At 42.7% G+C, this 12,803-nt stretch carries 7 protein-coding genes; 6 read left to right on the top strand and 1 reads right to left on the bottom strand.

The genetic code is table 11. The features are described 5' to 3' along the window. Window positions 1-245 precede the first annotated feature (245 nt). From J4861_RS01990 to J4861_RS01965, 6 genes are all read left to right on the top strand, one after another. Window positions 246-2,669, top strand: coding sequence for a TonB-dependent receptor (locus tag J4861_RS01990; RefSeq protein ID WP_211816499.1), 2,424 nt, complete (start codon window positions 246-248; stop codon window positions 2,667-2,669). A gap of 16 nt (window positions 2,670-2,685) precedes the next feature. Beyond that, window positions 2,686-4,143 carry a hypothetical protein gene (locus tag J4861_RS01985; RefSeq protein ID WP_211816498.1) on the top strand — a complete coding sequence of 486 codons (1,458 nt, stop codon included), beginning with the start codon at window positions 2,686-2,688 and terminating at the stop codon, window positions 4,141-4,143. Window positions 4,144-4,158: 15 nt separating this feature from the next. Beyond that, the gene (locus tag J4861_RS01980) at window positions 4,159-5,565 is read left to right on the top strand and encodes a hypothetical protein (protein WP_211816497.1); all 1,407 of its coding nucleotides are present in this window, start codon (window positions 4,159-4,161) and stop codon (window positions 5,563-5,565) included. Window positions 5,566-5,697: 132 nt separating this feature from the next. Continuing rightward, a complete protein-coding gene (locus J4861_RS01975) occupies window positions 5,698-6,777 on the top strand; it encodes a DUF4876 domain-containing protein (protein WP_211816496.1) in 1,080 nt (359 codons plus the stop codon). Window positions 6,778-7,184: 407 nt separating this feature from the next. Continuing rightward, the gene (locus J4861_RS01970; RefSeq protein ID WP_211816495.1) at window positions 7,185-7,796 is read left to right on the top strand and encodes a fimbrillin family protein; all 612 of its coding nucleotides are present in this window, start codon (window positions 7,185-7,187) and stop codon (window positions 7,794-7,796) included. A gap of 180 nt (window positions 7,797-7,976) precedes the next feature. Further along, a complete protein-coding gene (locus J4861_RS01965) occupies window positions 7,977-8,777 on the top strand; it encodes a hypothetical protein (RefSeq protein ID WP_249110797.1) in 801 nt (266 codons plus the stop codon). A gap of 1,886 nt (window positions 8,778-10,663) precedes the next feature. On the opposite strand, the gene J4861_RS01960 is transcribed toward J4861_RS01965, so the two are convergent. Further along, complete coding sequence (locus J4861_RS01960) at window positions 10,664-12,544, bottom strand: IS1634 family transposase (protein WP_211816494.1); 1,881 nt, start codon at window positions 12,542-12,544, stop codon at window positions 10,664-10,666. Between the last annotated feature and the right edge of the window lie 259 nt (window positions 12,545-12,803).

The raw sequence follows: 12,803 nt of genomic DNA, 5'->3' as shown, positions 1-12,803 counted from the left end.
GTTTCACCTACCAAGAAATGGGGATTATGCAATTTCACTAAAAGTAAGTATTGTGCGATGTATATATTTTTTCTACTTTTGCAGTCGTAAATCGTAACAAATGAAAATACAAGGCTGACTTCATTTGCAGACACCTGCAACTTGATCTGAAGCCTGAGTAAACCCTTATAGATTCGTTTCCTCCGCTGTGAAGGTTGGGGGGAATTGTGTCTATTAATTAAAAACCATTTGTAATCTGAGTATATATGAACAAATTAAAAATGAACTATGAAAGGCGTGTCAGATACTACCTGTCCGCCACTCTCTTAAGTTCTTTGTTCTTATTCCCACCCACCTACGTCCATGCAACGGCTGTACATGGGCAGGAGACCGTGGAGGATGAGGATAAAGATGTCAAAACATCTGTAACCGTTCGGGTTGTTTCCGAACTGTCACAAGAGCCGCTCATCGGTGCTGTCGTACGTTGCGAAGGCGTTTCAAACCCCTCGGTGACAGACATCGACGGTAGGTGTACGATTAAACTCAAGCGTGCTGCCGACCGCATGAAACTAACGGTTACTTACGTAGGTTATAAGACGGTGACACGTGTTGTTAGCGTTCCCGACAGCCACATGATAACCTTACAGTTGAAGGACGATTCTAAGCAATTAGATAATGTCACTGTCACGGCACAGAAACGACACACGACCGTCTTACAGCAGTCGTCTGCTATCAGTCAGGAAGCATTGGAAAAAGGTGGTGCTACATCATTGGCAAAACTCCTTGAAACCATCCCCGGCGTTAGTTCTATCAGTACTGGAAACACGATTGCCAAGCCTGTTATTCAAGGTATGCACAGTAGTCGTATCCTCTTGATGAACAATGGAGTACGATTAGAAAGCCAGAGTTGGGGTGCCGACCACGCACCAGAACTCGACTATACAGGTTCGAGCATGGTAGAAGTGGTGAAAGGTGCCGAGTGTATTCGCTATGGCTTCGGTGCAATGGGCGGTGTGGTACTCTTGAATGATGCGCCCCTACCCTACGAAAACAAGAAGATTAAGGTGAATGGAAACGTCAACATGGGTTACGATACCAATGCGCGAGGCTTCAGTGGGTCGGGTACTATTGAGACTGGTTATAAGCAGTTTGGTTTGCGCCTACACGGAATGTACACGAAAGGAGGCGACTATCATACAGCCGACTACGTACTGAACAACACAGGATATAACACCATAAGTTTCTCAGCCTTAGCCGGTTGGCAAGGAAAGAAACTAACGGCAACGCTCTTCTCAAGTATCTACTATCAGCGAAGTGGAATCTATTACGCCAGTAAGATATCCGACCTATCACAGTTGATCAAGCGATTTGAATACGGACGTCCTGATCCAGAGACCGTTAAACCCTTCTCATACGAAATCAAACCGCCATTCCAGCAGTCGCAACACGTGACGTTAAAAGGAGAACTGAAATGGGAACTTAATCCTAACCATCACCTCAATTTCACGCTATCCTTCCAAGAGAATCTCCGTCAAGAGTTTGAAAATCGAAAGAAGACACAATGGAGTTGGATTCCAATGCAGGACCTGATGCTGAAAACCTATAAGTTCGACGTACTTTGGCAAGCGAAATGGAAACTATGGAAGATGACGACTGACGCTGGTCTTTCTAACACTTACCAAACGAACTTCAACTACCCGGGCACCAAACAGCCAGCTTTTGTTCCTAACTTTGCAGCCCTTTCAATGGGTGGATATTTCCTTCATAAGGCAGAGTTTGGTAAGTTGCAGTGCGCGCTCGGTATGCGTTATGACTTCCGTGTGTTGTCGGTCAATGGCTATAGCAGCCTCAGCAACTACACCTACTACGACGACTTCAAACTCTATAGTAACTTCACCATGAGCCTTGCCACCCACTATCAGTTCAGTGACAAGTGGGATGCACGTGCGAATATCGGTTGGTCATGGCGTCCACCAGATATCAACGAGCTCTATGCCATTGGCTTGCAAGACGGTTCCTATTGGGTAGTAGGCAACAAGAATCTTGCCAGCGAGCGTGGTTATAAACTCGTGTTAGGTACGAAGTATAGGAACACATGGTTCTCCGTAGAGCCAAGTGTCTTCTTCCAGCGTATCAATAGCTATATCTACGACCACATCGGAGCAGGTAAGGACCGCTTCCATAACCATCCAAGTGGTAAGTATCCAAAGTTTATCTACGACCAAGACGATGTGAAACTCTATGGTGGTGACATCGAAGCAACCGTGAAGCCGCTGCAAGGACTGACCTTTGTCGGTAAGGGAGAATGGATGTTTGCACGCAACCTGACCCATAACGACTGGCTACCTTTCATGCCATCAGACCGTTACGGACTCTCAGCCACCTACGACCTACCGCTGACGAAGAATCATAAGTATCATTCGTCGCTGTCGCTCTCAGGTATCTACGTGACCAAGCAGACCCGCTTTGATCCCGATAAAGACCTCGTTCCCGACTCGCCACCAGCCTATTTTCTACTGAATGGTACGGCTGAGTTCCGCATCGCGTTACCACAGAATAGAGAGTTGAAGTTTATGATTGTCGGTGATAACATCCTCAACGCACTCTATAAGGAGTACACCGACCGCTTCAGATACTACGCCCATGAGCGTGGAGCAAACTTCTCTTTACGCACATTGTTTAAGTTCTAATTAGCTGAAAAAGAATATGAAACTATATAAAGACATACGCCTCATACTTGCCACGGTAGCAGTGGGACTTCTCCTCGGAAGTTGCTCTAACGACCAAGTTGACGATTTCTTCAAGAAGATTATACAAGCCCCTCCTTCCTCTATTGAGCGAGATGTGAAGGGACATGAGCAGATTTATGCGGTTCATGCCATCTTGAGAATGGGCTATAAGGGGGGAATGATTGGTGTTGGACCAGACGGAAACGACTCTATTCGAGCCTATAACACTTATCATCTTGTCAGTGGTGCGACCTCTATCCCTGTCATGCAGGAAATTGATATTGCCAAAGATGACGACGGACAGATGACGATTACGACCGAACGCGACTGCTTTGACGTGATTGCTTCAGACGATATCTACTATGGATTGGAGCTGAAATACTACGATCAAAACGGTATGCTCATCAACCATCAGTTCTCAGGTTATCCCTTCATGAAGGATAAAGACGGTTATAACGTGCCTGATGAAGACAACGCAACACTGCTTGTTCACCAGCACTTCTTCGGTATTGGTAACGCATCTTTGAACAAAGCAGTGGCAGATAGTAGCTCTGCAGGACACGGACAGGAGGTGCGTGGATTGCAAATGGCATACCCACGTTCGTTGGCTTCACTACCTACTTATTATGACCGATACACCTTTAAAGAGAAAGGTGGAGCAATGGAAGCTGCCACAAAGTTCTCAACTTCTAACATCTATGTCCCTGATGGTTACACGTTGGGACAGAATTTAGTGCCGTTCGATAGTGAGTTGGCATGGAAGTCGATTGAGGTATCGGGAAAACCAGAGGCTTTGCAGCCTTATAACTTCGGTGGAAAGACCTATCATCTCTACAAAACCATTGATCCAATGGAGCTAAATAAGATTACTCCAGAGGTCTTTACCTATGAGTATCGTGACACAGATCCAGTGGAAGAAGAACTCGGAAAACTTTTTACAGAAGCTTATAACGATGACTTCACCGACCCAGATACTGAGTCACCACGCCAGCGTTATGGTCATACAGTGGGATTACTGCATCAGAAACGCAGTTTGGACGTCGGCTCAGACATGGACCGATTGGGCTTTAAGGGCGTCATGCAGTTCCACAAATCAGACATTGCTTTCCAGCTACAAGTGCGCATTTGCCACATTCTTAACAAAGGACAGCAGCACGTGGGAGAGTCGGAAAAGCCTGCAAAGTATTGCAATACGAACAATAGCGAGCATAGTTTCCTATGGGATTTCAACCAGATACAACCCGGTTGGGATAGCTTTGATATTGATTATCCGCTGTCTGTTCGTGTCATAGCCAACACCAAGGACGGTGAAGACAAGTGTTTTGAAGATGTCAAGCGATTCTATCCAGCTGCCGACAAGGCACAGCTCTGGCGTATGCTGACACAGCCACAAGACTTCTTCATACAGTACAGACATAACGTAGTATTGATGTAAAAACGAATTGGGAAGATGAATAAGATATTCAAGAACATTCTTTTATTATCATGTGTTGCCGCAGTTTTCACTTCATGTGACAACTTTGTGTTTGGCAATGTACATGTTGATTATAACGAAAATCCCTTAGAAAGTAAGGGATTAGCACGTAGTGGTGCAGACCGTTATGTAGATAGTCTGTCGAAGATTAAGGTCTCTGAGCAGGTGAATAACCCTGACCCAGACGGAGCCTTCAATGGTTGGGCTACCTGCTTAGCGATGTTTAAAGAGGGACACTCCCACGGCGACGGTATGATGCACGGTAACTTCGTCTATCATAACGCCCCTTGGAAGCAGGAGGAGTTTGTCATTATCCGCAACAATACGGCAAAATGGCCTACGGTTGAGGTGCAGCGCCAAAGTACTGTGACGTATCTTGAGCAGAGCGATGGTAAGATTGGACCTGATTATATCCGTATCATTGGTGGAAAACTCAAGCGTTGGGGACTCTGTCTCTACTTCTTCGACAAAGAGGGTAAGCTGATGAACGACAATATTCTCGACCACTCTGATGAGTATCAGATATTCTTCACGGTGAGCGAGGTTGACGATAAGGGCAATCCATACGAAGTAATGGACTGCCGTGGTACGTGGAAACCAAACAAGAATAAGTTTGGTGATTGGAAGAAAGGCGGTACAGTCGACACGACACCAGTTCCTTCTCCAACCTTTGCGAATAAGACCACGTGGAAAGAACGTGCCGAATTGACCCCAAAGATATTTGAATATACCTATCGAGATACGTGGATTCATAATGCAATGGCTGATGGTGCACGTGAGTTATTCAACCAACGTCTTCTCCCACCGTTGACACGTGAGGATGCTGACTGGGCTGTTGCGCCTTACGACCAAGACCGTGTAGGACTGAAGGGGCATTTCAACTTTGACATTGAAGCCGATGAGAACGATGCACTTCATCAAGAGTGGCCATTAGAGATTACACGCCGTTTGGACCCTGCAACGGGTGAGGCTGGCCGTTATACACGTCCGTCTTACCTCTTACCAAAGTTCTATCTGTCTGTAAGAGTGATGAAATGCCCGAAAGGAAAGAAGGCATTGATACCGAAGGACGAGTATCTTAATCGCCATTCAACCTATGTCTTCCGTAGTCCGTTCATCTGTTCGGAGGCTTACAACCCTGACGAGCCAAAGGAGTATGGGGCAGATTCAGAATGGAAGGAGCTTTTCCGCTTTAATATCCCTATCAAGGTGTTCTGCAGTAGCTTTGATACTGACCCTACAACCATCGACCCGAACGACCCACTCTATTTCTACTTAGGTCACGAAATAGGCTTGTCATCATTAGATGCGTTGGAAGCTTCGCAGAATGTACAGACCCACGGCATTGGTGGTGGCTCTGGTTTCGGAAACTGGTTCTTGTAACATGGACAGAGGGAGAGGACAGCATCGTCGCTAAGGAAGTATCTATACGTCTGTAACTCACAATCTATTCCTCTCGTGGCAATAGTCCCTCCCACTGCTCACAATGATATAAACATAAATAGAAGAAAACAAATGATGAAAAAGAAGATAACTGCGTACCTGCTTTTTAGCCTTATGCTTTTAGGGATGAACAGCTGTACGCGTAATGAAATGCCTGTGAAGCAATCCACTTCTAAGACAAAGTTAGACCACTTGATTATCAAGGAGGTGTTCTATGTTGGTCATTATTGGTATCGTGATGTACGTGCTTGGGGTATGAAGAATTTGAACCAGATGTACAATGACGACCAATATATCGCCATCTTTAACCCTACGGACGAGGTGAAATATCTTGACGGATTGGCGCTGTGTGTCAATGCCATTGAACCGAGCAAAGCTATCCAGTTCGCACCGAAAGACGATTTCGTCAATCGTTATTATGGTGCATCGGGTATCTCTTACTTCCCCGGTAAGGGCAATGACTACCCTGTGAAGCCAGGTCAGACTATCATTGTTGCAAAGTATGCCATCGACCACAAGGCTAAATTTGAGGCTGAGTTAGAGGGCGAGGACCTGAGTATGTATGGCGGATTGAATGCCTTTTTGGACCTAAGTAAGGCTGATTTCGAATGGACAAACAGCAACTACGACCCCGGACAGAAGAATAATCCGAACGTTCCAGACATGAATGCAATCCTCACATCTACCGATGCTAAGGGCAATATTGGTCCTGCTTACGAATTCTCTCACATCTCTGAGAGCAACGGTATTGCCTTGATAAAACTGCCATGGACACCAGAGGAATTCAAGAAGAACTATGCCGAGACAAAGGATAGTAAGGGTTATCTGCATTACATCACCGTGACCAGTAGTGCCTTCGGTGACTTCTATGCCATCGAAGTACCTTTTGAGTGCGTCATCGACTGCATTACCATCTGTCCTCGCCGTATGTTCCAGATGCGTCCAAGCAAGTTAGACAGAGGCTACAATGCCGTTACCGACGTCTCTTTCTCCAGCCTAAAACAAAGCGATTACCCCATATCTTCTGGCCTTGCACTGGTAAGAAAGTGGGATGGTAAGAAATACGTGGATGACAACAACACAACCGCAGACTTTGAAGTAAAAGTCACTTCACTATCAAGAAGGGATGAAAAGGGAAACGCTATAAAGTAAAATTAAACCCAACTCTGTCATTAGAGCCTAAACATATTTTGTTTTATTATCGAGCAGATTGTTTGGCTTTGGGGCGCAGGCGTAGCGGGCTACGTCAAGTTCAAAGCCAGACAAGATGCCGATAAGAAAAGATATTAGGAAACTATACATCGTAATAAAAACGGTTTATTGTCAAAGAGGTACAAGCACCTGTGACACGTACGAATGTGGTAATTGGCAAACCAATCACGTGGAATGCTAGAGATCGTCTTATGGCTTATAATATTACTTCACCTCAGAAGGATTATGATTATCTATCTGTAGCTACAGATGGAGTCTATTCTAAATTTATTGGAGACATTCACTGAAAAGAAGGCGATGAAGTAGCAGTTTTTTATCCTTATAGATATAATTCATTAGAAGCTCAGATGGGTACAATGAGTTTGGGACTGAGAGAGAATGAAGTAATGGATAAGGGTAAAGTTGTAAAGGGTCATCAAAATGGTACCGTTAAGAATTTTAGATTCTTCGATTACTCTTGGAATAAACTAAAGAATATCAAGGAAGAGGGTGTTAATATCTGGGCAGATTTTATACTGAAGAAGCAGTATACACTCATGTCGGTGAATATACTATTTAATAATCACCCTTTGAAGAAAATAAAGCGTGTGACGCTTTATAACATCTACACCAATGCAAAACTTAATTTGAGCACAGGTGAGATGACTTATGGTGATAAAGATAGTTTAAGTATGACCGCTGATACGCCATTGGATGAGTTTTATTTATTGGTTTTCCCAGATATGCATTTCACACCAAAGTTTGTTATTGAGACAGAAGATGGTAAGAAGTATTATTCTGAGATAAAGAATCCTTTGAAATATGAGCGTGTAAAGTTCTATACAGAAATATTGCTGTCCGGTAAAAATAAACTGAAAGTTCTGTATCTCTTTATTCATCGGTGTTGCAGCCGTTTTACTTATCTAGGGGCTTGGTTCTTAGTTTTAAACTGTAAGCATTATAAAATGCGCTTATTTTGACAAGGAAAGCCCTATAATAACCAAATAAATTAATGAAATCATAAGTTTAAGCCTATTTTATCTAACACAGATAACTCCAAAAAAGTTTTATCGGACACCAATAATACAGAAACTATTAACGGAACATGTATTCCTGGTCCATGCATTGATATTGACGGAACAAAGTGGGGAAGATACAACTTGCAGTATGAGCCTTGCACAAATTTAGAGGGTTGGGTTCCTGGTTACAGACTGGCTAAGCAGGCATGGGATTACTTCTATACCGAAGCTGACCCTTTCAACTCCCATCCTCAGTATCTCCCACGTGACTTCAACAACTCCGCTTTCGATCACTTCCGTTGGGGTAACATCGCTTGTGCAAACAATTACAGCTACTGCTACTCTCGTTACTACTCAACTCACATGGGTAATATTCAGGCTACGATTCAGAATAGATGCTATGGCGACCTTGCTTACTATGCTTCTAATGGTAAGTTCATGATGCCTACAAAGGTAGACCTCGATAATCTGATGGCAAAGACGGGTGAGTATGTTGGTTATTATCAAGATGGCTGTAACATCATCGTCGGTGTGCTCTTCGACCCAACCGTTCCTGCTTGCAAGAAGGGTAAGGTACTCGATAAGAACGGCCACATCATTGGTAATACAAACCGCCCAAAAGCTATCTATGTAGGTAAGTATAATACCCGCAACACACGTATGAAGAAGTTCTCTAAGGAGGATATCGATAAGGGTGTGTTCTTCCCATTTGCAGGTGCTTACACTGAATACAATGACAGAGCACCTCGCCTCCAATGTCCGGGTAGTTCGGCTTACTACTGGACCGCTGACGGCAACCGCTGTAACTACACACAGGCAATCGCTTTCTCAGCTTGCTACACGAATTGTGGCTGGCTCTATCCGGGTACAGTTTACAGCTGCAGAAGAGGCAGCAGTCCTAAGTGGTGTATGCATAGCATTCGCCCTGTAAGCGCAGAATAAAGAAAGTAGACAAGTTGACTTGTAAACTCGCTTTACAAGTTAAATCATAGCAAGTTGATGAGTTGTAATAAACTTATCAACTTGCTTTTTATTCCTCAAAAACTATTACTCAAAGCATAAAGCTAACTGCGAATTAAGCAAATGTCACGAATTACATCACAATAATATTAGCGTAATTAGAGAAATTCGTAGCCATTCGTAGTTCTAAGCATAAAGTAAACTACGAATTATGCGAATGACACGAATTACATCGCAATAATGATTCGTGTCATTAGAGAAATTCGTAGTCTATAAGTTTATTTCTCGTTTGCTGTCACTTTTAACATTTGAACGAACCAACTCTCCTTCAGCACATTACAAGTACTCAAATACTGACAGTAGTGACAGCAACTTCAGAAGTCCGTTGGTTAGAGTTGCTCCACGCACGACGGTGCCTCCGTTACTTCCATAGCTTATTTTTTAATAATCCTCCGTGCCTCAGTTTCTCCGTGTGACATCTCATCAAAGTTCTAAACTTAGGCTACTCCCCTATCACTCCGAACATCTGAAAACCCAAATAAAGGGTTATTTCATATCCTTTTCTTAACCAAAATCCTTGCAAAAACGCTGATACTACGAACTATTTATGTATCTTTGCTGATGGTAATCATCGTTTGAATAGCGGTGTAACTTATTGATGAACAATCATAATAGCACTGGTTATTCCTTGATTTACCGACTTTATTAAATAACTATTCATGAGTCTTTTATCTCCTTAGGCGGGATAGAATTACGTTTAAGAACACAAGTGATTATGGCAGAAACTTCTTCACCTTACGGTTGGCTCGGTTATATGTTTATTTGGATGTTGCTCTGTCCATTTATTTTTGTAATGGGAGAAGCATCCTACGAGATTATCTTGTTCCTTTTTATGTCAACAATAGTGATAAATATTTATTGTGCATTATTGGTGTCCGATAAAACTTTTTTGGAGTTATCTGTGTTAGATAAAATAGGCTTAAACTTATGATTTCATTAATTTATTTGGTTATTATAGGGCTTTCCTTGTCAAAATAAGCGCATTTTATAATGCTTACAGTTTAAAACTAAGAACCAAGCCCCTAGATAAGTAAAACGGCTGCAACACCGATGAATAAAGAGATACAGAACTTTCAGTTTATTTTTACCGGACAGCAATAATTGTGCATATAAATTTGCATTGGAGAAAGGGATACTCTTAGCCATACTGGCATTCGTCGTGGCTATAGCACTTGACATCCTTTTACCACTTTCACTCTATGTTGTTTTATTGGGTTTATCATGGCGTAACTAACACTTCGGAATTGTTTTCTACTTTTCTTATCCCTAATTATTTAATTTTGCCGAAATATGGGGTGATAAGGTTTTCTCCCTTAAATTTAGAACTTTGAAGTAATGTCACACAGGGCAAAGGAGAACACAGAGGATTATTAACAACAAATCGGTTGAAGTCGCGGAGGCACCGTCGGTACGTAGAGCAAGCGGAGCTTGGTTGCCAGTTTTATTAGAGATTCTATGTACAAAGCTTACACCCAAAAAGCTATCAAGATTCTGTACGCTTCGTCTCTGTCACTCTTTGTGCCATCGGCACCTCCGTATATTGTGTTTAACTCCGTTCCCTCCATCCCTCTGTGTGACATATTATGTAAGGACTTTAGTTTATCTCTCCATATACGAGTTGGCGAAATTCTTAAGAGAAGTATATCTTCTTTTGCTTATCTACCCCTCAAATAGACATCATTCAGCATCTTTATGCGTTTTGAATTTCCTTGACATGACAGCGCGAAAATACCCATAAAAACAACTAACCCAAGTTTAACACCCACTTTCGCCTAATTGTTACTGTCACCGTACTTTCCTCATTTTTCTTATGGGCTCTGTGTCCTACAAATTTTATTCTTTTTGAATGGTGAGTGTTTTAAGTTCAACTTATCGTATATCTGTTTTGCTTGCTTCGAAGGACTACTGCACTGGCGCATCTCGATGGTTTCACCTAATGGATTCTTCCCTTTTGTGGTGACGAGCTTTTGGATGCTCATACGTCGTACAATCTCAGTCCAGTAACAGGATTCTCCTTCTCGTTTTAATTGACAACGGATAGTGTTTACCACCCAGTAGGCTAGTAAACCGAAGAAAAGGTGTGCGTCGCTTCGCTCATCTTTCTGATGATAGATAGGACGGAGGTTGAGATCATTCTTTAGTTGTCTGTTCGTACATTCTATCTCACGAATGAGATTGTAGTATTCCCATGTTACACGTTCAGAAAGTGTCCTGACATTGCTGCGGAGGAAATAGACTCCATGACCAGATTCCATTGCCGAGAGGTCTTTTATCTCCCAGTCTACACGCAGCATCTGCTTGGGCTTCTTCTCATTTTTTATGTAGCTTATCTGGTAGAACTTCGCTATAGAAGGGTACTTCTGTATGGCACGTCCTGTACGTTCAACAACCTTTTCATAGGTTTTTGTTCCACCTTTCTTGGAGATTCCTTCGTTTATCCTCTGCAGTTCCATCTCAAAACGCTCTCTCCAAACCCTGTTCATGGACGACTCTGTCATAGCTTTCGAAGGAGATGTTATTTCGAGATAATAATCCTTATCATCCTCTGTCTTAACCTCTTTCAGCGTTATCTTCTGCCGACGGGCATCCATTACCGTAACACTCTTGTTATCATCACTGAGCGTATAGTCCTTCATTTGCGTACGGGATACGCAGAGATAATTGTAACCCTTTTTCTTTATTAACTCCAAGTTCTCTTCTGTGGCAACACCTGCATCCATGACAACAAGCGTATCTTTGGTTCTTGATGGATTCCTCTTTGCCAGCGTATCAATCATATTGGGTAGAGACTTGGAATCTGCTGTATTACCCTCCAAGATAGAAGAATAACGTATAAAACCTTCTTTATTGATACATAATGCAAGTACAAGTAGCTTACAATCAGAGCGCTTTTCTTTTGAACGACCGAACTTGGCTTTATCGCTATTACGCTTGCTACCCTCGAAATAGAAGTTGGTTAAGTCGAAGAGCATCAACTTGTTGTCTATATTAAAGAGATCGTCAGTAACGCTGCACAAATGACGCTCTAACTGTTCCTTTAGTTCATATAATTTATCAGTGATTTTATACAGAGAATTGATTCCTGGTGTCCAGCCAGGAACTCCACTATAAAGTTCAGCGGCAGCCGAGTTATCGCGCAAATAATAATAAGATGAACGTTCAGAAACTGCATATACCGTGCGAACAATCAATGCTGACAAAGCCGTGTGTATCGCATTCTCCGTCCAGCCGTTTTTGCGCAGAAAACCCTCTAATTGTAGCTTGTCTATTGTCTGCTTGCAGAGCCACTCTGCACCAACATTCCTTGCGTCAGTATAGTTTGCCGTCTCAAGGTCAATATAGTTCTCATATTTTCTCAGCGACTTCTGCTCTTCCTTATTAAACCGATCGATTCCACCTTCTTTCTCCATACGGATCCACCATTCGTCAGCCTTTGCCTGTTCAATAGGAGTAAGACCGTCAAGATGTTCTTTGAAAAGCGAGGGTGTACTTCTATTTTTGAAGCGTTCGGTAAGAGCGTATGCAATTTTTCGAACCTGTACAGCAGTAAGTGAAGGTTCGAACCCGATGTTCAACAGAATTAGCGAATGTACATGACCCTGCACGTCACGATATGACTCCTTGATGCGATAATAAGGAGCCATGTCCCCTGTGGCAGGGTTGAATCGTGTCTGTACATTTGCGTGCATGAGTGCAAAGTAACAAAATATTTTTGATATGGCTGTGTCCTACAAATCAGATTTTACTCCTCGTTACAATACCCTATACTTGATTATCAACCATTTATCAAATTGATACTACACAAAACATCCCGAAAATTTATGAAAAATAATTTTGCCAGTTAAACTTGGGTTAACTGCGAATTAAGCGAATGTCACGAATTACATCGCAATAATGATTCGTGTCATTAGAGAAATTCGTAGTTCTAAGCATAAAGTAAACTACGAA

The sequence above is a fragment of the Prevotella melaninogenica genome (genome assembly GCF_018127925.1).
GTDB lineage: Bacteria > Bacteroidota > Bacteroidia > Bacteroidales > Bacteroidaceae > Prevotella > Prevotella melaninogenica_C.
The sequence above is the reverse complement of the archived record's forward strand: the minus strand, read 5'-3'. Positions and strand labels throughout refer to the sequence as shown.